Here is a 20629-nt window from a genome sequence, read left to right on the forward strand (position 1 = left end):
TTCTATCTACTTTCGGCCAAGGCCAAAAAGGTTTTGATGAACTGCTCACTGGCGGCGTACACCTGCTGATCATTGACCGATCCAGCCGAGTCTGCCCATAGTGATACGCTGCTGCCGACAATCCCCCGTTTGGACTTCAACTTGGTGTCAACGTCGTTGTGCCATAACGTCGGTTTCCAGTATTGCTTCATATCCTTAATCATATAAGCGACGTTTTTCTTGGACATGTTGGTTTTGGATAAATTGAAATACAGATAGTAGTCGTTATAGTTGAAAACTTTGGAACCACGGTTGATCAATTTTGGCATCGAGGCCCAGTATTTGTGGCGCTCAGCAGCTAACTTGCCGGTTTGATCTGCGGTCCAGTTCCAGTAAGTTACTTGGATGTTTTTATTGAGTTTGCTCAAACTGCTGTTTAAAAAGCCGTCGTTCCAAGCTTCCGGTGTGAACCCCATTTTTTCCACATTGGCGCTGGTGGCGTTTAAATATTTGACGTAAGCAGCGTTGCTGGTTAGCTTATCGGAAAATTCATCGCCGCCTAAATGAAAGCGGGGATTGGCCTGCCCGGCAAACAAGGTGCCAACCTCGTCGTCCAGCTTTTTGGTGAAATCAATGCCGGTTTGATTGAGGTGAATCTCGTCGCGGTAACTCTTAGAGTACCAGCTGACTTGATCAGCCAGTTGTGCCTTGCCATTGGCCTTCATGAGCTTCACCAAGGCAGTCACATGCGCTGGGGTGTCGATTTCCGGGATCAGCGTCACGTGGTGCTGTTCGGCATCGTTGACCAAATACTTGATTTCGGCCTTGCTGTAAAAGAACTGGTGGGTCTTTTTGTTATGCCAAACGCCATCAACCTTCTGGGCATTCTTCAAGGACTGACCAACGTAGTCATTTTCAATCGCAAAATTCCGGTCATCGCTTAAGTGCAGCTGAATAAACCGACCATTATGATCCCCCACTAATTGAATGAACTTTTGCAACGTTCCGACTTGGTAGTGGCGCCGGGCAACGTCTAAGGTCACTCCGTTATATTTGCCATCCTGTTCACTCGCCGTGCTCGAAGTCGTCTGAGCGGTGGTCGTCTTGTGCGCGCTGCATCCCATCAACAATACCGTCAGTGGCAATAGCAGCCAACTCTTATGTACCATATGCAATCCCCCCGTCATGCAATCTTGAAATATATCTGTAACATTTAATCAGATACATAGTACCAAACATCACAGATTTTGCTATTCCCAGGCTTTCATTCTGAACAAACGTTAGACACTCTTAACAAATAATGAGATTGTTATTAAAATGACACCTTTTTGGAAACATGAATCTATGCACAAAAAAATGGAACCAGCTGTTAGCCGATTCCATCTTTGAAACGTTCAATTTTAATTTAGACACTCCGGCGCTTGAAGACAACGTAGCTGATTGCCATGAAAATTGCTGTGTATACCAGACTGCCGACCACCATTTCCGGTGTCGATAACAAAGTCATTTTATGAACCGAACTGGATAGCAACTGTTGTGGCAGGTTCATCATGTTCAATGGGTTCCACTTCAGCCATTCCCACTTGTGCATCAATAAGAACATGACCCCGGAAACCATGCTCAAAGCAAAGTAACCGATAATCCCGATTGAAATCGCTGCTGCGGTACTCTTGAAGATATTGGCCAATAATAATACCAGACTGAGAACCAGCCAGATCGTTAGAAAGGAGCCGATAATGCCGAGCCATTGTGCTTCGATAACTGAATGACCTGATTGATAGGTATCTGAAAGTTTGAATTTATCGTTAAACAAAACAACTTTCAAAAGCATCGACCAGACAAAGCTCAAAACATAGAAATAAATCGAGTACAGCAACATGGTAATCCACTTGCTGACCAGGATTTGACCCCGATAGTACTTGCGATACAATAATTCTTTAATCGTGCCGTACTGGAATTCCATCGCAATGATTGAGCTGCAGGCCGCAATCATGAACAAGACGATCCAGTTGATCCCGGTAAACATTTCGACAAATAATCCTTTGGGATCACCCCAGTACTTGGGATAGTTTCTGGTCAATACACCAAAAACAGTCATCAGAATCAATAATGTAGCTGAGACTGCGTAGGTGCTTTTCTTATGAAGCAGTTTAAAGATTTCTTGTTTGACTAACGTTATCATGCTATGACTCCTTTACTTTGTCGTTTTTGAGCAGATTTAAGAGTGATGTTTCCAAATCGCTGTGAACGTGTTGGACATCTTCAATTTCGATATCGTTATCGGACAGTAATTTGATCACGTCAGCCATCTTGGTTGAGTCAGTTTCGACAATGCTGAGCTTATCACCGTCATCAAGCTGGTAGCCGTTTTGGCTCAAAATATCTTTAGCATGGGCGTCGTCTGAGGTCTTAAGAACCAATAACTTCTTACCGCCATTTTCCAGGTTGGCCATGCTCTCAGTGTAAACGATCTGTCCCTTATCAATGACAACCAGGTCATCGACCAATTTTTCCAACTCACTTAAGATATGACTGGAGATCAGGAATGTGGTGCCTTGTTTGGCCAAATCCAAAATAATGGTCCGCAAGTCTTTGTTGGCTTGGGGATCCAGACCATTCATCGGCTCATCCAAAATAACCAGTTTGGGGCGGTCGACTAAAGCCAAGGCAATCCCAAGCTTTTGTTTCATACCTAAAGAGTAGGTCTTGGCCTTGCGGTTTATGTATGAATCCATCTTCATCTTGTCAACGATGTCCATAATCTGATCTTTTGAAGTCGATTCCTTTGAAAATAACTGCAGGTGCTGATAACCTGTCAGGAATGGGTAAATCCCGGGGTATTCAATTAAGGCGCCAACCTTATCCATCGCCCGATGACTGGTGGGTGAAACTGGATCGCCATCAATGGTGATCTTGCCGCTTGAGTAATTAAAGAGTCCTAAGACGGCTTTCATAATGGTTGATTTACCGGCACCGTTGGGACCAACCAAGCCCACAATATGTCCGGTTTGTACTGAAAACGACACATCTTTGAGAACCTGCTTGTGGCCAAAGTTCTTGTTAAGATGCTCGACATTTAATATTGAGTCTGCCATGTGTTCCTCCTAGTATTTATACTCAAACACAATTCTACAAGTAAAGGGCCACTCATTTTCATGAATGGTTGGCCTTAAGGATAACATATGTGTTAAAACTTATACAACACCCCATTTCTCATCATCCTCATGAATTATCTGTTATGATGGGGGTGAGGAAATGAAATCGACAAGTCTAATCAGAACGAAGAATCGAGGTAACGCTGCTTATGACGAAAGCTTTAATGGTTGTGACAAACAACCCCAAATTCAAGAAGATTCAACGGGCCACCGGAATCTGGCTGAAGGAAGCGACCCATTTCAACAAAGTGATGGCCGATAACGGCATCGATGTCGATTATGTCAGTCCTAAGGGCGGTTATGTCCCGCTCGATCCTCTGAGCTTGGGAACCGATGACATGGACGCCACGGATTGGGAATATTATCTGGACGACACCTTCCAAAATCACCATTTGGCCCAGTCACTCACCCCGGCCGACGTCAATCCGAAGGACTACCAGGTAATTTATTTTGTTGGCGGCCACGGAACGATGACCGATTTCCCACAGAACACCGAATTGGCGGGGCTGGCCGAAACAATTTATGCCAACGGCGGAATTGTCTCAGCCAATTGCGTCGGCGTGTGTGGCCTGCTGCCCATGCGGACAGAAGATGGCAAACGCTTTGTGCATGGGCGCAAGCTGACTGCCTTCACCAATGATGAAGAAGCCTTAAACGGTCTCACGAATGACGTTGAGTTCCTGCTGGAAGATGAATTGGACAAAGCCGGTGCCAACTTCGTGAAGGGGACTGCCTTTGAGCCGAATGTCGTTGTCGACGACCGACTGATTACCGGCCAAAATCCCAACTCAGCGACTGGTGTTGGTGAAGCGATTATTAAAGAGCTGCTGCAATAAGGGTTCGTAGAGAGTTTTGTTGCCCTATCATATAGAAGTAACTATCAAAATCAAAAACGTCTGACACAAATAGAAAAATTTGTGTCAGACGCTTTTAATTTTTATAGGATGCTATCCCAGAATTTGTCCGGAATCGATCATCAGATTATTTATTAATGTTTTCTTCTTCAATATCTTCCAAACTGCGGCCCTTGGTTTCCGGTACCCGTGAATGGATGAACCAAACACCCAGCAGACAGATGACACCAAAAATAGCGAATACGGCGTCTTGTGGCATGCTGGCGGTCATGATCGGGAAGAGCAGGCCAACAGCGAATGAACCAACCCAGTTGGCAGATGAAGCGGCTCCTGATGCCCGGCCACGAATTGCCAGTGGGAAGACCTCACCAATCAGAACCCAAGTTAAGGGTGCCCAAGTAAATGAGTATGCGGCAACGTAAATACTCAGGAAGAAGACAATCAGTAATGGACTGGCGTTTGGTACCAGGAACTTAATGGCAGTTGGCAGGAGGAATGATAATCCCATGACCGTTCCACCAAGAATTAGTAAGGTCCGACGCTTAAATTTGTCAGCGATTCCCAAGAATACCAGTGATCCGATTACCAGGATAATTCCTTGAATAATTGGCCACATCAAAGCTGAGTTAGCTGCAGTTCCTGTCGCCTTTTCAACAATCAATGGAATGTAATAGAAGATTGCATTGGCTCCTTGGAACTGTTGGAAAGCCGCGACGCCGATACCGGCAATTGCCAGGTAACGGTATTTTGAACTGAAGACAGTTGCCCAACTGGTTGATTTTGAAATTTTCTTTTCTTGTGAAGCAGTATCTTGAATTTGCTCTAATTCGTCATCAATTTCGGTGTCGTTTTCCCGGATGTAGCTCAACACTCTGCGAGCATCGTCAGGGCGACCGTTTTTAACTAAGAAACGTGGTGATTCAGGCAGCTTCAATACGCCAAAGAACAAGATCAAGGCAGGCAAGGCAGCCAGGCCAAGCATTGAACGCCATGCCCAGTTCTCAGGCAGGTCTTTCAATACGAAATCCATCACGTAAGATAGCAACATCCCAGACACAATCATCGTCTGGTTAATCCCGGTCAAACGCCCCCGCATTTTGGCCGGCGCCATTTCTGACATATAGGCCGGCACCAGAGCTGAAGATGCCCCAACGGCAAGGCCTAAGAAGACGCGAACAGCAATCAGGTAGAATTGCCCGTCATGCGGTGAGATGGCAGATAGCAATGATCCGGCCATGAAAATCAGAGCTGAAAGCAGGATCATCTTTCTTCGACCCATCTTATCGGACAGCTGCCCGGCAATCGCACCACCAAAGATGGCACCCAACATTACAGCTGACGTAATCCAGCCAGTGATCGTCGCATTATTTTGCAGTCCCCAATCAGTTTGTAAAAATGGGAGTGCCCCCGTCATAACCCCAATATCATATCCAAACAGAATCCCACCGAATGAACCAAAGAAATAAATAAATCCGCTTGAGATTTTCTTTTCTGTTGCAACAGCCTTTTCCATCATCATTCTCCTTTACACTTTAAGCCAACGCTTGATTAGTCGTGATTCCCCAATCCAAAAGATTGGAAGGGGTTACATAACAAATCAGACAAATCCAACACATTCTTTGTTGTGTGACATTCTCTCTTATACGCACAGTCGTAACGCTTACATTCATTTACAGCATTACATATGGACCGCTATCAAAAAATAACCAGCGTCCATAGTTTGTTATGTTAACGGATTCATCCGTATAAATCAAGTACTAAAACTGGTTATCATACAAATTTCTAAATTGGACCAAACAAAAATGCACTCACCCCAGTGTTTACGGCGAATGCAAAAGTTTTACTAATATTAGTATTACGTTTACTAAAAGGTTATAAAGCGTTAAATTATGATAACGATAATCGGAATAATTGTAATTAATGGTTTCATTATTCAGACTTTTGAATGCTGCCGGCGATGTCGTCCTTTGAAAAATCGTGCTGCATAAAGTCCTTATCACTGACCGGCAAATGTTGTTCAAAGGTATCAAACAGCTGGTAGCTGACATCACCCTTTACAAGGTGGAAATTCAAGACGTAGCCACCAAACTTGCGGTCATCGGAAATGAAGTGGTGATGAAAGCCGCCCACAGCTGCACCCTCGAACAGTTGTGGGGCATAATAGCCAATCAACGTCCCATTAATCTGATCCCGGGTGAAGACACTCTGATTTTCAGCGGTTTCAGCCAAAGTATTATACGGCGGCTGAGATTTAACCGCCGCTCTGGTTTGGATGTTGGCAAAAGTGCCGGTTATTTTAATGGAGAAAAAAGTGTTGGCAGCTCGACTTAACGAGACCAATTGTTTGTTCAAATCAGCCTGATCAACGTTTTCCAGTTCGGCCAGTGGCGTGTAGCGGGCAAAATGGGCATTGGCAAACGGCATGGTGAATAACTTGGGGGCTAGTGTGACATCCCCGGTGGCGTGGACGTGATATGGTTTGCCATCTAGAATAATCAATTCACCATCCAATCCTTCGCCAGTCCCAATGCCGGTATCGCCATGTTTTAACAGTTCCCCCATTGTAATGGTTCCCTTTAAAAGCCCGGGAACAAGTAATGCCAGCGTTCCGTGCTGATATAGCGTGATATGATTTGCCATGTTAAGACTCCCCTGTGTGTAATGTAAAAGACCTTTCCTTTAATGGTAGCACTTCGCAGGAAGGGTAAGCCAACAATTCTGACAAGTTTGTGAATATCAGCAAAATTCCCACCGGATTGTGATAGAATTTAACAAAAATGACGTGAGGTCTCCTTTCATGAAATATTCGACATTACTCTTTGACGTTGATGACACGCTGTTGAATTTCCAGGCAGCTGAGCATGACGCCCTCAAAAAATTATTCAAAACCATCGGCCAGCCGCTGACCTCTGAGGTCTATGCCGACTACCATCAATTTAATGAACAGCTTTGGCAGCAATATGAATTAGGCGAAATCAGTCGACAAACGCTGCTGGATACTCGATTCCGTCGTTTCTTCGACCATTACGGCCAAGTTGTTGACGGAAAAGCCTATGAACAACGGTATCGCAGTTTTCTAGCCGAAGGTCACAGCCCGATGCCGCAAGCCAAGCAATTGCTGGCCGACCTCAGTGCAAGTCACGATATTTATGTCGTGACCAATGGGATCGCCAAAACTCAACATCGGCGGCTCAACGAGTCTGGTCTGGCACCCTACTTTACTCATGTTTTCGCGTCCGAAACTATCGGCGTCCAAAAACCTGATCCTGGCTTTTTTGACTATGTTGCACACAACATTCAGGGCTTTTCAAAAGACCAGTCACTGGTGATTGGTGATTCGCTGACCTCCGATATTAAAGGGGCCAATTTATATGGCCTCGATTCAGTCTGGTTCAACCCAACCCATCAGCCCAATACCATCCGATTGAAGCCAACTTATGAGATTGATCATCTCCTGCGGCTGGAAGCAATTGTCTAATTGAATCAAGCTCAAATGACTGCCCCATGGAGTTGAACCCACAATTGGTTCACAGGTGACAGTCATTTTTGTTTTGGTAAAATGTTATATAACCTAACACGATATCTTGCATCCCATTAATTATTAACCTATACTAGGTGATTAATTAGAATATCTCTAATTAATTTCTAATTCGGTTCTGAATTAAAGGAGGTCCCAACATGCAACGATACAGCCAAAAACGGGTTACAAGCAATATCATTAAAGGTTCTTTAGGCAATATGATTGAATGGTTCGATTGGTATATATATGCATCCTTTGCCATTTATTTTGCCGGATCATTTTTTCCAGACGGTGATCAAACCGTCGAACTGCTGAGTGCAGCCGCTATTTTTGCGGTCGGTTTCCTGATGCGACCGTTCGGCAGCTTTATCATGGGTAAATATGCCGATAAAAAAGGCCGCCGGGCCGCCTTAACGCTCTCCGTCAGCATCATGGCAACCGGATCGCTGTTGATTGCCATTATCCCAACCTACAGTTCAATCGGCGTTTTTGCGCCGTTGCTGTTGGTCTGTATTCGTTTGGTCCAAGGATTATCACTTGGCGGCGAGTACGGCATTTCTGCCACTTATTTATCAGAAATGGCAACCTCTGGACGGCGTGGTTATTACGCATCGTTTCAGTATGTAACTTTAATCAGCGGTCAACTGATCGCCTTAATCGTTCAAATCATTCTACAATCAATGCTTTCGGATGGACAACTGCGGGCATTTGGCTGGCGGATTCCTTTCGCCATTGGGGCAGTTGGCGCCGTTATCGTTTTATACCTGCGACTTTCAATGGACGAAACAAATCAATTTAAACAGACTGAGAAAACAAAGGCCACCAGAGGATCCTTGCGTGAGTTGGCAAAATATCCCAATCAAGTGTTGACCGTCGTTGGATTAACCTTGGGTGGGACAATTGCTTTCTACACCTACACGACCTATATGCAAAAATACATGATCAATTCATTGGGGCTGGCACCAAAGCTGGTCACAATGATCAACTTTGGTGCCTTGCTGATTTTTATGGCTGCCCAACCATTGTTTGGCCACCTTTCAGATAAAATTGGCCGAAAGCCCTTACTCTACTGGTTCGGGATTGGTGGAACAATTTTGACCGTTCCAATCTTTCTCGGACTCAAATCCTTCGATAGCCCCGTGGCATCGTTTCTACTCATGCTAGGCGGCCTTCTGATCGTCAGTGGCTACACTTCAATTAATGCCATCGTTAAAGCAGAATTATTTCCGACTGAAATTCGGGCACTCGGGGTTGGTTTTCCTTATGGGCTGACCGTTGCGATCTTTGGTGGAAGTGTTGAATACATTGCCCTGTGGCTCAAACACATCGGTCATGAAGACTGGTTCTTCTATTATGTATCAGCAGCGGCATTTGTCAGCTTCCTCGTCTACGTCAGGATGCTGGAGACATCCAAGCATTCCAAACTGGAAGAATCTCCGGAAACGACGGAGCCTGACCAACCACAGGCACCGACTGTCAGTGGACCAAAAGACCACTAAGCCTTTCGAAAACTAAAAGGCAACTTCCTTGCGACCGTCTCCCAGAATCGAGTACACTGACTGTGTAAGCGAATTCAAAATTATTCTGGGAGGTAATCTGATGGCAGACAAGTACGATTTTCCAAAGACACGCGCACAATTGAATCAATTAGTCGCAGATCTCAGCCAGCTGCAGACCAACATCCAACAAACCCACTGGTACATGCGGGGTGAGAACTTCTTTCGCCTGCACCCGCTGATGGATGATTATAGTGATCAATTAGCTGATCAATTGGATAACGTTGCCGAGCGACTGATCGCAATCAACGGTTCGCCGTTCGCAACCACTCACGAATTCATTGATAACACCGGCTTACCGGACGAAAAGGTTACCTGGGATCAATTAACCATGCGTGACTTCATGCAGCGGCTGGTTGATCAATTCAGGTATTTGCGTGATCAATATCAAAAGGGCATCGAGGTCACTGACGAGGAAAAAGATTTTCCAACTCAAGATATGCTGAATGGCTTTAAAGAAGACATTGATAAGAATATTTGGATGATTAACGCCTACCTCGGCAAAGGGCCTTACGACGAATAATCAATTATCGAAAAATAGACACTTGGGTTGAAATATTTTAATTTCAGCCCTATTTTTATGGCAGAGCATTATTGATATGTAAGGAGGAATTGACTTTGAATAACTCAGTTAAAATTGGTAAGAGCGAGGTTGTCAGCGGCCCCTTGGGTCTGGGGACCAACAAGGTCGGCGGCCATAATTTATTTGACGGCCTGAAAGATTCGGACGGCGAGGCAGTTGTTAAAGCGGCATTGAACGACGGCATTACGTTACTGGATACCGCATTTATGTATGGATTGGGCAAGTCTGAAGACATTATTGGCAACGTCATTCAAGATTTCGATCGTTCAAAATTTGTCATCGCATCGAAAGCAGCTCAGGATCCCAACAACGACTTGAAGCCTAATAACGATCCTAAGTTCTTGACCAAATCGATTGATGAGTCGTTGGAACGGCTGCAAACCGATTACATCGACATTTTTTACATTCATTTTCCGGATGACAAGACCCCGAAGGCAGAAGCAGTTGACGCGCTGGCCCAGGCAAAAAAGGCCGGTAAGATTCGGGCAATCGGGATTTCTAATTTTAATTTGAACCAGATCAAGGAAGCCAATCAAGACAATCAAGTCGATGTCGTGGAGAACAATTACAGCCTGGTTCACCGGGATGCAGAAACAGAAATCTTCCCGTATCTAAAGGCACACCAAATTTCCTTTGTCCCCTATTTCCCACTGGCTTCAGGCTTGCTAACTGGCAAATACAGTCGAAACGATGCAGACAAGTTCAGCAGGTTCTCTACATCAAAATTCAATCAGATCATGGATAGTTTAGATCAAGTCAAAACCATCGCCGAAAGTCATCAGGCAACGATTGCTCAAACGATTTTGGCTTGGTACATTGCCAATCCTGATATTAGCGTGGTGATTCCCGGTGCAAGATTGCCAGAGCAAGTTGATAGTAATGCCAAAGCGTTGGATGTACAACTGAGTCCAGCAGAATTTGATGAGATTAATCGATTATTTTGAGATCGATGAAGTTTGTTTCTTGATCCAACGGATTTAACATAAAAATAGTTGAGGGGCCATTGGGTAAATTCCAATGACCCCTCGTTTTATTCACATTTCAAAAATATAATCGCGTACCTGCTGAGCTGCCTGCAAACCAAATACGACGGTTTCCGCAATGGAGTTGCCACCAATTCGATTATCACCATGTAGGCCACCAACCACCTCTCCGGCCGCATATAATCCTGGAATCGGTTGGCCGTCCGCCTTAAGCACTTGAGTTTGATCGTTAGTCTTCAAACCGCCCATTGTATAATGAATCGCCGGGGCAATGTGAATCGCATAATATGGGGCAGTTTCAAGGATGTGGCGGCCGGTCGTTCTGCCAAAGTTAATGTCCATTCGATCGGAAACGGCCTGATTCCACTTGGCTACGGTTTGCGATAGTGTATCACTATCAACACCAATCAGTTTACCAAGTTTGGCTAAATCATCGCCTGTCTTAACCAAGCCAACATGATCATAGAAGTCAATTGCCTTGGCACGTTTGCGAACCTTGGCATCAAAGATGAGGTATGCGCCAGTACCACCCAACTTCTCGATTGCGTTGGTAACTTTGTCGCGGGTTTCCATTTCATTCACAAACCGCTTTCCGTTTTGATCAACTAAGATAGCGCCCTCGCCACGGACCGTTTCACCGATTAAATAGACGTGGTCCGTATCCTGTTGAACGGTGGGGTGAATTTGAATTCGATCCATATCAACCAGCTGGGCACCCAGATGCTCTGCCAGCAACATGCCATCACCGGTATTTCCAGGCTGGTTGGTTGTCTTGTATTTGGTAAGATCCGGGCGATACTTTGCAATGAGTGACTTGTTGGCACCAAACCCGCCAGCGGCAATAATCACTGCTTTGGCGTGAACAGTTTGCGAACCGTTTTCTGTTTGAATTTGAACGCCGGAAACCCGATCATCGTGCAGGATTTCAGTCACTTTGACGTTGGTGAACAGTGGAATCTGTTTTGCCTGAACTTGGCTTAGCAGACCATTAATCAAGTAACCACCAATTGGTTGAGTCGAACTTGGTCGATGCGCCCGGGGCACACTCATGCCACCGGTAATTGTCAAATCATCCAGCTGGACACCCTGTTTATAAAGCCACTCGATTGCCCGCGCACCATGCTCGGTAAAATTCTTCAATAACGCTGGATCGTTTTGGCCATGACCGCCACGCAACGTCTCGTAATAAAAGGCCCCAACGCTATCTTCGATTCCATGCTCAGTCTGAACAAAGGTTGCCGCGGCGTTCATCCCCGACGAGGCCCGTTTAGTATCACCGCCAACACTCGGCATTTTTTCAAAAATCACTGGTTTCAATCCGAGTTCGGTTGCCCGAATGGCACTGGTGAGGCCAGCACTACCAGAGCCGATGACAATGACGTCATACTGATCTTTTAGTTCATCTAATGAATTTGGTTCAAATGGTTGTGACATGAATTTCTTCCAATCTTCAATTATTTATTGAGCACGGCGAGGTGTAAGTCCATTTGGCCCGTGCATTTGAATGCTTGCCGCCAAGGCGCGCCAGGCACTCGTGTATAGCTGTGGTCGTTTCCCCTCTGCCAGCCGACGCGCCTGTTGTTCACAATACGCGGTAATGAATGTTGGCGAATACTTCTCATCCAACTTCCGACTCCCCATCGTTAGTGGTAGTGGAACTGGTTGGTAGCTGCCAGCTAAAATTTGATTAGGCAGGTCCGGCATTACCGCCATTGGTGTACACATTCCGATCATGTCGGCGTCGTGGGTTCCCAGCGCCTCTTCCATCGTGGAAATTCGTCTAAACCCGCCACTGAGCACAATGGGGACATCTGTAAGTTGATGGATCATATGGGCATAGCCGGAAAAGCCAACGGTTGAGTTTTCGTAATCATCACCAGAGATTTCAATCAAGTCGATGCCAAGGTCGGCCATCTTTTGGATCACGGCAATCGAATCGTGTTCGGTGAATCCTTCCAAATCAAGGTCAAGCACGCTGAGCTTTAGCCCAATCGAAAACTGGGGCCCACATGATTCGCGAATCCCTTCATAGATATCTACGAGAAATCGCATTCGATTCTCCAGTGAGTCGCCAAATTCATCTGTCCGCTGGTTGTCTTTGCGAGACAAGAACTGATTAACCAAATAACCGTACGCACCGTGAATTTGGACACCGGAGAAGCCGGCTTCTTGGGCAATCTCTGCGGTTCGAATGTATTTAGCGATAATCTCATGAATTTCAGAATTCTTCAATTCACGTGGGGGATTAAAATATTTCTGATTAGGGCCATGTACAGGAATGGCACTGGGCCCAGCTGGTTGAGTGGACAAATATTTTGGTGACTGTTTGCCGGGATGATTGAGCTGCATCCACAACTGGGTGTGGTTTGTCGTTCCCGCTTGAGCCCACTTTTGAAGGGTTGCCAAGCTCCGCTCATCCTCAACGACCACGTTGCCGGGTTCTGCCAAGGCGGTTGAATCGACCATGACGTTACCAGTTACCACAATTCCAGAACCACCCATTGCCCATGCTCGATACAAGGTGGCATATCGTTCATCTGGCTGATGATCTTGGTTAGCCATTGTTTCACTCATGGCCGATTTAAAGAATCGATTTTTGACCTGCTGACCGTTGGGTAACACCAACGGCTTGGCAACTTGTAAGTAATTCATTTGCAGCTCCTTTCCAGCAAATTTGCTTAATCGACGATATGATTTGATTTAATGGTAACCCGATTTGACCCCCATCGCAATTCCAGCCTACATAAAATTCAATTTTCAGTTACAATGAACCCAGAGGTGATGATTCAATGGATGATCAATGGCTATCACAACTGCCCATCAAAGGGATTACTAAAGCAGTCCCCGTTGGTGGCGGCGATGTTAATCAGGCATTTCGATTAGAAACAAAAGATGACACATATTTCCTACTGGTTCAGCCCCAGACGACTGCCGACTTTTACGCTGGCGAGATTGCTGGGCTCAAAGCTTTCGAGGAAGCTAACGTCTTGGCTCCCCGAGTGTTGGGCAATGGTCAAATTAACGGCGATGCTTATTTGCTGCTGAACTTTTTGGAATCAGGTTCCGGCAGTCAGAGTGACTTAGGTGAACTGGTTGCCAACTTGCATCAGCATTACAGCAAGAATGGAAAATTTGGCTTTGACCTGCCCTATGTCAGCAACGATGAAAGCTTCGATAACAGTTGGACCGACTCTTGGAGTGAATTATTCGTCAACCACCGACTGGACCGGCTCCGCGATGCTTTGATGAAAAAGCATTTATGGAATCCAAGTGACGATGAAAAATACAAACGGGTTCGCGAAGTGATTCTCGATCAGTTGTCGAAGCATGAGAGCGAGCCATCCCTGCTTCACGGCGATTTGTGGGGCGGCAACTACATGTTCTTGGCGGACGGTCGTCCGGCATTGATTGATCCCGCTTCTTTCTATGGTGATCGGGAATTCGACCTGGGGATTACCACCGTCTTTGGTGGCTTTGACGCGGACTTCTACGCCGCTTATAACGCAGTCTACCCTTTGGATCCGGGCGCCAATGAACGGCTGAACTTTTATCGGCTGTATTACTTGATGGTTCACACCAATAAATTCGGCACAATGTATAAGAGTAGTGCCGACAGCGCGATGAATCAGATTTTGGAACATGAATAAATTATAGTCGTTGAGCTGGACATTCTTGTCTGGCTCTTTTTACATAATTGAGTAATTATCGTTACTTATTCGAATCCCGTTCGTTATATACAGTGAAAGGGGGTTGTCATGAAACTTGATGAGTATGAGGTACTACTGAAAAACATCTCAATCGAATTAAATCATTTCCTGGTTTCACGCGGAGCTAGTAAAGACATCGCAGAAGACGTTGTTCAAGATGTCTTTGTAAAAGTTTTGGAAATGGATCTAATACTCCCGCCAGATAAGATTCGCCCTTATATGTACAAAATTGCCAAAACGAAATACATTGATTTAAATCGTCGTGAAGCCCGTCTTCAGAAAATTTTACAACAATACCTTATTCCGCAGCAGAAGCAAACGAGGGAACCACACACAGAAGACAAATCAAAAAAACTACAGCGAATTATCCAAAAGTTATCTCCTGGTGATCAAGAAATCTTAAAAATGAAATACATCGAAGGTCAATCTATTGATGAAATTGCCACCAATCTAAAGATAACCTCTCCAGGAGTGAAAATGCGTTTGTATCGGTTGAGAAAGAAGATTAAGAAGGGATTTGGTGAATCATAATGAACCAAGATAAACAATTTGAAAAATTAGCTTTTCGTATTAAACTCAAGCGTTGGGTAATCACAATTTTATTAATTATTATTCTTTTTCCAATAATGACGGCAGTTGGATATAAAATTACTCAATCTTTTTCCGCCCGTCAATCTAGTGGGCTTATGAAAGAGATGGAAATTCAACAAGACCTCATGAGCCCCAATATCCAAAACAGTGACTTGGTTATTGGTAACAGTAACATTGGCGGCGGCACTGTCGTAAGCCACCAATATAAAGACATTGATGGCTATCATTTACCATGGCAGACTGTCGAAGGTAAGTACAATTGGTTATATCATGAAATTCAAACCGATAACTTAGTGGATACAGATAATCAGGCGGCTTACACGAGAACAACCCAAACCAAGATTCCGTTATTTTACAATAATCGAGTTAAATCACCAAATGTGTCGAAGGCTTACGAAGTTAAGAAAATTTCGCAAATGAAAAATTATGTAGGTGAGGTGGCTTTGACCTTTCGCCATCCAATGACATATTCACAAATACTACAAAAGCTGCCGAAAGGCATCCAAGCAAATTGGTTCTGGCTTGGTGTCAACGGTAAAGCAGATCCAACGATTGAAGATAATTGTTTTCTTGGAATTCAGTCATTTAATGGCAAACTTGGTCCAAATGACTATAAGGGCTTCAGAAAATCATTGCAAAGTGCTAAAAATCTCGGCACATATAATAGTTTTTCAATCACTGACTATGCCCACGGATTTGCCAAGAAATATCCGACATTAAATCAAGCAAGATTTTCTGGCATCATCATTACTGGAAAAACAGAAAACTTTAAGCCCTTGGTAAACCAAAATTGGATCACAGAAAGTTCGGTTGGGGCGACAATCAAACGTGTTCCGTATATTAAACCTAGTTTTTAATTAGCATAAGTACCCTATCAAACTAAACACACCCCTTAAACTTCAAAAAGAGTCCAAGGGGTGTGTTTTTCATGATTAATTGCCAACTATTGTTTTGGATTCACATCGTAAACCTCAACGCAATAGCCACGGTAACCGCAATTGGGACACGTTAGTTTCCGCGTCTTGGCAGTATGCTTGGAAAATGTAAAGTCACGCCAGCTCGGTTTGAAATGCTGGTGACAATTTGGGCAGATATACTCAACTTTGTTGTAATAATCCCGGATAATCCAAATGGCCATTACAATCACAACTGGGAAGATGATTGCGGCTGGCACCCAATTGCCGGTGATAATCCAAACGGCAATTGCTAAGATTTCCAGTGCATCCATCATCAGTCCCCAAGTTAACATCCACCAGCGAAACTTGGTTAATTTTGGTTTGCTTTCCATCATATTTTCGATGCCGTCAAGGTCAGGTTGGGAAATTAGCGCATAATCAGCCAGGCTGTCTTGAACCTTGCGAATCATTTCCAGCTGATCCGCGGTCATTGTCATCTCATGCTGAATTTTCTTTTCCTGTTCCTTAAGCATCAACGACAGGACTTGAGTTGAATTATCTTCTGATAACAGGTCTTTAATCGTCGTCAGAGATAGGCCCATTGATTTCAACAATAAAATCAATCGCAAGGTTTTCAACTCTTTGTCCGTGTATAAGCGACGGCCGCCATCTGAAATGGTTGTCGGATTCAAGATTCCTTTTTGATCATAGTATTGGATGGTCCTGATTGATACACCACCCAACTTGGCAAACTCTCCTGTTGTATATGTCGACATCGGTTTCACCTCCTGATTCTGTTATAGCTGATGACGTAAGGTGATGAGCAAGGGAAATCTGAATGTAATTGAATTGGTTTTTGTTCGCAAACCAATTGCAAACCAGGTTTGCGTCTTTTTTATCCACAATTATCATGCACCATGGGTTAATTCAAGACCTTTATGGCCATTACTTTAATGCCGTAAAGACACCCATCACAACCAACAGAACTCCCAGAATCGGCTTCACATATTTCGTGAACTTCTGAGGATCGAGTTTGCCCAACAGGACCGGCGCCAAAAATGATCCCAGAATCGCCCCAAACATGAGGCCAAGCCCCACCGACCAGTCAACGTTACCGGCAGAAAGGTGAAAGATTAACCCGGTTGCGGTCATTACGACCAGGACTAAGGAAGAAGTGGCGGCCGCGGTGACCATGTCGGATCCCATCACGAGCAGTCCGGCAACCACCGGTCCACCACCACTGAGCCCGCCGACACCAACCATTAGACCACTGATGACACCATAGACTGGTGCCAACCATTTATTAGGATTTTGGTGATCCTTTTGTCTGCTAAACAACGTCTGGAGCCCTAAAATCGCCAAAATCCCCCCGATAATATACAAATAAATTTTGACCGGGATATATGGTGAGATCAAGGATCCCACAACCACAGCTGGGACTGCAAAAATGATCATCCGCCAAGCAATCCGTAATTTAATTTTGTGTAGTCGAAAATAAGAGTACGAGCCGATTAACAATGATGGAAACGAGGTCACCAATGAAGTGGCGGCCGCGCTTGCTGGCCCCAAGCCAAAGACCGTCGTGAGAATTCCAAGGTAAAAGGCGGCCCCGCCACCGCCGAGGGTAATCACAACGGTGCCGATGATAAAGCCAACGATAATCAGTAACAGAATGTTCATCAAGTCATTCCTTCCAATTGCAATAATGTGATTATTGTACACCTTGAAATCGTGCTGCCATCATCCAACTGAACACTATTTTAAAATGATTTGTATTTATCACAAAATTGGGACTACTTTTTGATGTTCTGTTGAAGAAATCCCCCCACATTTTTCTCAAGGGGCCATTTGTGTGATACATTTAACATGTAAGGTTTTTCGATTCCAATGGAAATAGTGGGGTGATATAGAATGAATGAGAAGGAAAAAGCTCAAAACGCCAAACGAGCCAACATCATGTGGATCATGCTGTCACTGATGGTGCTGATTGTGATTGCCGGCATCGTCGGGATTATCATGAAAAGCCATCAAACCAACCAATATAAAGATATGATTCGACAGAGTATTGTCGCTTATAACAAGACCGATCCAGAAACGACCCTTTCACCAACCAGCAAAACAAAAGTTTACCGGGTACGTAAATCAGGTGACGGTCAGTTCTTTGTTCAATTGAATGGCACTTCACCAAAGTTCGTCTACCAAAAGACCAAAGGTAAGTGGTCATCGGTTGGCACCCAAAAGAAAGCCAATATTGTTCTGAAGTATCGAGCAGTTTACACTTCAAGTCAACCATCAATGGGAAGTTAATTTGTATATCAAAATGAGGCCGGGATACAACTGATTGTCAGTTATATCTCGGCCTCTCTTGAGTTCCAATGGTATGAAGTTTAAACGTGCAACGATCGGCTGATCCCCGCCATTTAAGCAAAACGCCTCGCGTTCCACTCTTATTTATTTAATCGGCTTTTGGGTCGCCAAAATCTCATCAATTTTCTTAAGTTCTTCACTAGAAAATTCAAGATTGTCCAGTGCCTTCACGTTATCAAGCAGTTGTTCCGGTCGACTGGCACCAATCAAAACGCTGGCAATTTCCGGCTCACGCAGATTCCAAGCCAAGGCCATCTCAGCCAAAGTTTGGCCACGATCAGCAGCGACCTGATACAATTTCTTAACTGTCTTAATGGTCTCTTCGACCTGTTCTTCATGAAGAAATGGACTGGCAGATTTGTGAGCCCGTGAATCAGCTGGAATCCCATTTAAATATTTGTCCGTGAGTAAACCTTGAGCCAGCGAACTAAAGCTGACCGCTGCCTTATGTTCTTTCTTCAATACCGGGAAGAGATCATTTTCGATGTGCCGGTCAAACATGTTGTAGCGGGGTTGATGAATCACAAACGGCGTGTTCAAATCCTTGAAGATCTTGGTAATCTCTTCTGTTTGTTTGCCGTCATAATTGGAAATCCCGATATAGAGCGCTTTACCTTCATGAACCAACTCATCCAAGGCAAGGGCCGTTTCTTCCAGTGGCGTGTCCGGGTCAAATCGGTGAGAATAGAAGATATCCACATAATCCAATCCCATCCGCTTCAAACTCTGATTGGCACTGGCAATAATATTCTTCCGTGATCCCCATTCACCGTATGGACCCGGCCACATGTAATAGCCCACTTTGCTGGCAATGATCATTTCATCTCGATAAGGCTTCATATCTTCTGCCATAATCCGCCCGAAGTTCTCTTCGGCACTCCCAGGTTCCGGGCCATAGTTGTTGGCCAAATCGAAATAGGTAATCCCCAAATCAAAAGCTTGATGGATAATCGCCTTTTGATTTTCAAAGGAATCGACACTACCAAAGTTATGCCAGAGTCCAAGGCTCAAGGCAGGAATCTTGAGGCCACTTTTGCCAACCCGGTTATAAACCATTTTATCGTAACGATCTTTGGATGCTTGATACATTTCGCCATCTCCTAAATTGTTTAGCTTAAATGTAACACTTCGAGTATACTTGAAGTAAACTTATTTCGACTTGGGAGGTCAACTGTTTGAAAACCGCAACCGTGAAAACTTATTCGATCACCGAAGTATCTAAAATGTATCACTTGCCAACCACGACCTTGCGTTATTACGAAGACCTGGGCTTACTTTACGACATCCCCCGCATCAAGGGCCGACGGGCTTATACTCAGCAGCACCTCAACCGCCTGGGAGCGATTTGCTGCTTCAAAGATACCGGGATGACACTCAAGGAATTGCAGGAACTGTTTGCCGCCCAAGACGACGATGCGGACTTGGACAAAACCTGTGACATTTTGGATAACCACTATCAACGCGTCCTTGAACAACTGGCGCTTTTGAAAAAAAACGAACGTCACATCAAGCGCAAGGTCAGATTTTATCATGACATTCGAACCGCCAAGGAGAACCATTCAAAGATGCCGGATTGGGATGACTATCGGGATCGGGACTTTTAATTTGCTGGATTTTCCATAGTATGTGTAATTGCCGGTAACTTGTTATTGGCTAATTTTGATCGGATGACAACTATTCCAACCAGGGCATAAACGATTGCGACAATAATCGATCCGACCACTGAAACATTCCCAGACATATTTGCAGTAGAGGTAGAACCAGTGCTGATCTGACTTAAATACAAAATCGGAAAGTCAATTAGAAAATGGGCAAAAATCGTCGTGATTAATGATCCGGTTCTCACATAAATCGCTGCCAGCAAAATCCCCATCCCAAAAGTTTCAATCATCTGACAAACTGTATCCAGCAATGACTGATTTGCCAAATTGCTCAAATGCTGTAGGCTGAACAACAGACTTGATAAACCAATCGTAATTGCAACGCTACGCTTCGTCAGATGACGCTGAGTGAGGCGTTTGAATAAATCCCCAAAAATCACTCCCCTAAAGAGCAGTTCTTCAGAAATCGCCGTCAACAACGTCCACAGTATAATTGGAGGCAAAAGTTTCACCGGTCCTGATGAGATAAACAGGCTAATGTAGACAATACCAAAAAGGAAAAAGAGAGTTGTCTTTAAGGTAACATTAACGGAGAAATACAACTTCTGTTTGATTAGCCAGATATTTAACCCCAAAACTAGCAACACTTCGATCCCTTTGTACAAAATATTGCTGGTAAGATCTCCAAAGGGCAGTTTTAGGAGTACTGGAACTAATATGCCATTCTCCAAAAATTTCTCGATAATAATAAATCCCACTAGCATCCAAATCCACTTTCTGGGATTGTTGACCCAATTAGGTTTATTTTGTGTTATCATGCGGCACCTCGCTTGGAAA

General features: G+C 44.5%; 21 protein-coding genes. 10 read left to right on the forward strand and 11 right to left on the reverse strand.

Annotated features, from left to right (window positions below; all coding sequences use genetic code 11):
• Positions 1-2: 2 nt before the first annotated feature.
• The 3 genes from KE627_RS05315 to KE627_RS05325 form a co-directional block, all read right to left on the reverse strand.
• Positions 3-1148, reverse strand: a complete 1146-nt coding sequence (locus tag KE627_RS05315) for a family 20 glycosylhydrolase (protein WP_173667697.1) — start codon at positions 1146-1148, stop codon at positions 3-5.
• A 236-nt stretch (positions 1149-1384) separates the two neighbouring features.
• A complete protein-coding gene (locus KE627_RS05320; protein WP_013727008.1) occupies positions 1385-2161 on the reverse strand; it encodes an ABC transporter permease in 777 nt (258 codons plus the stop codon).
• 1 nt (position 2162) lies between these two features.
• Entirely contained in the window at positions 2163-3074 is a 912-nt protein-coding gene (locus KE627_RS05325) for an ABC transporter ATP-binding protein (RefSeq protein WP_013727007.1), read from the reverse strand.
• Positions 3075-3283: 209 nt separating this feature from the next.
• Here KE627_RS05325 and KE627_RS05330 point away from each other — a divergent pair, with 209 nt between their 5' ends.
• Positions 3284-3970 carry a type 1 glutamine amidotransferase domain-containing protein gene (locus KE627_RS05330; RefSeq protein WP_056938906.1) on the forward strand — a complete coding sequence of 229 codons (687 nt, stop codon included), beginning with the start codon at positions 3284-3286 and terminating at the stop codon, positions 3968-3970.
• A 145-nt stretch (positions 3971-4115) separates the two neighbouring features.
• On the opposite strand, the gene KE627_RS05335 is transcribed toward KE627_RS05330, so the two are convergent.
• The gene (locus tag KE627_RS05335) at positions 4116-5501 is read right to left on the reverse strand and encodes a sugar porter family MFS transporter (protein WP_044502577.1); all 1386 of its coding nucleotides are present in this window, start codon (positions 5499-5501) and stop codon (positions 4116-4118) included.
• A 416-nt stretch (positions 5502-5917) separates the two neighbouring features.
• A complete protein-coding gene (gene budA, locus KE627_RS05340) occupies positions 5918-6628 on the reverse strand; it encodes an acetolactate decarboxylase (RefSeq protein ID WP_056938905.1) in 711 nt (236 codons plus the stop codon).
• A 157-nt stretch (positions 6629-6785) separates the two neighbouring features.
• On the opposite strand from budA, the gene KE627_RS05345 reads away from it, so the two are divergent.
• The 4 genes from KE627_RS05345 to KE627_RS05360 all read left to right on the forward strand — a co-directional run bounded on the left by KE627_RS05345 (position 6786) and on the right by KE627_RS05360 (position 10591).
• Positions 6786-7466: a YjjG family noncanonical pyrimidine nucleotidase gene (locus KE627_RS05345; protein ID WP_056938904.1), complete on the forward strand. Its 681-nt coding sequence runs from the start codon at positions 6786-6788 to the stop codon at positions 7464-7466.
• A 200-nt stretch (positions 7467-7666) separates the two neighbouring features.
• Complete coding sequence (locus KE627_RS05350; RefSeq protein ID WP_056938903.1) at positions 7667-9007, forward strand: MFS transporter; 1341 nt, start codon at positions 7667-7669, stop codon at positions 9005-9007.
• 100 nt (positions 9008-9107) lie between these two features.
• The gene (locus tag KE627_RS05355; RefSeq protein WP_013727001.1) at positions 9108-9587 is read left to right on the forward strand and encodes a Dps family protein; all 480 of its coding nucleotides are present in this window, start codon (positions 9108-9110) and stop codon (positions 9585-9587) included.
• Positions 9588-9682: 95 nt separating this feature from the next.
• On the forward strand, positions 9683-10591 hold the full coding sequence (locus KE627_RS05360; RefSeq protein WP_013727000.1) for an aldo/keto reductase: 909 nt from the start codon (positions 9683-9685) through the stop codon (positions 10589-10591).
• Between the two features lie 90 nt (positions 10592-10681).
• Here the strand turns inward: KE627_RS05360 and KE627_RS05365 are convergent, their stop codons facing one another.
• Positions 10682-12064 carry a flavocytochrome c gene (locus KE627_RS05365; protein ID WP_056938902.1) on the reverse strand — a complete coding sequence of 461 codons (1383 nt, stop codon included), beginning with the start codon at positions 12062-12064 and terminating at the stop codon, positions 10682-10684.
• A 24-nt stretch (positions 12065-12088) separates the two neighbouring features.
• Positions 12089-13282: an oxidoreductase gene (locus KE627_RS05370; protein ID WP_013726998.1), complete on the reverse strand. Its 1194-nt coding sequence runs from the start codon at positions 13280-13282 to the stop codon at positions 12089-12091.
• 137 nt (positions 13283-13419) lie between these two features.
• Here KE627_RS05370 and KE627_RS05375 point away from each other — a divergent pair, with 137 nt between their 5' ends.
• The 3 genes from KE627_RS05375 to KE627_RS05385 all read left to right on the forward strand — a co-directional run bounded on the left by KE627_RS05375 (position 13420) and on the right by KE627_RS05385 (position 15785).
• On the forward strand, positions 13420-14277 hold the full coding sequence (locus tag KE627_RS05375) for a fructosamine kinase family protein (protein ID WP_014939199.1): 858 nt from the start codon (positions 13420-13422) through the stop codon (positions 14275-14277).
• A 108-nt stretch (positions 14278-14385) separates the two neighbouring features.
• The gene (locus tag KE627_RS05380) at positions 14386-14868 is read left to right on the forward strand and encodes an RNA polymerase sigma factor (RefSeq protein ID WP_013726996.1); all 483 of its coding nucleotides are present in this window, start codon (positions 14386-14388) and stop codon (positions 14866-14868) included.
• Positions 14868-15785: an anti sigma factor C-terminal domain-containing protein gene (locus KE627_RS05385; protein WP_056938901.1), complete on the forward strand. Its 918-nt coding sequence runs from the start codon at positions 14868-14870 to the stop codon at positions 15783-15785. Before KE627_RS05380 ends, KE627_RS05385 begins: the two co-directional genes overlap by 1 nt.
• 86 nt (positions 15786-15871) lie before the next feature.
• Here the strand turns inward: KE627_RS05385 and KE627_RS05390 are convergent, their stop codons facing one another.
• A complete protein-coding gene (locus KE627_RS05390) occupies positions 15872-16600 on the reverse strand; it encodes a MerR family transcriptional regulator (protein ID WP_056938900.1) in 729 nt (242 codons plus the stop codon).
• 169 nt (positions 16601-16769) lie between these two features.
• Positions 16770-17504, reverse strand: coding sequence for a sulfite exporter TauE/SafE family protein (locus KE627_RS05395; protein ID WP_013726994.1), 735 nt, complete (start codon positions 17502-17504; stop codon positions 16770-16772).
• A 231-nt stretch (positions 17505-17735) separates the two neighbouring features.
• Here KE627_RS05395 and KE627_RS05400 point away from each other — a divergent pair, with 231 nt between their 5' ends.
• Positions 17736-18131, forward strand: coding sequence for a hypothetical protein (locus tag KE627_RS05400; protein ID WP_013726993.1), 396 nt, complete (start codon positions 17736-17738; stop codon positions 18129-18131).
• A 144-nt stretch (positions 18132-18275) separates the two neighbouring features.
• Here the strand turns inward: KE627_RS05400 and KE627_RS05405 are convergent, their stop codons facing one another.
• Positions 18276-19280, reverse strand: coding sequence for an aldo/keto reductase (locus KE627_RS05405; RefSeq protein ID WP_056938899.1), 1005 nt, complete (start codon positions 19278-19280; stop codon positions 18276-18278).
• 86 nt (positions 19281-19366) lie between these two features.
• Between KE627_RS05405 and KE627_RS05410 the strand changes: the two genes are divergently transcribed.
• A complete protein-coding gene (locus KE627_RS05410; RefSeq protein WP_013726991.1) occupies positions 19367-19795 on the forward strand; it encodes a MerR family transcriptional regulator in 429 nt (142 codons plus the stop codon).
• Here the strand turns inward: KE627_RS05410 and KE627_RS05415 are convergent.
• Positions 19792-20610, reverse strand: a complete 819-nt coding sequence (locus KE627_RS05415) for a CPBP family intramembrane glutamic endopeptidase (RefSeq protein ID WP_056938898.1) — start codon at positions 20608-20610, stop codon at positions 19792-19794. The genes KE627_RS05410 and KE627_RS05415 overlap by 4 nt on opposite strands.
• Between the last annotated feature and the right edge of the window lie 19 nt (positions 20611-20629).

Origin of the sequence: Lentilactobacillus buchneri (genome assembly GCF_018314255.1) — a bacterium.
In the GTDB taxonomy this organism is placed as follows: Bacteria; Bacillota; Bacilli; order Lactobacillales; family Lactobacillaceae; genus Lentilactobacillus; species Lentilactobacillus buchneri.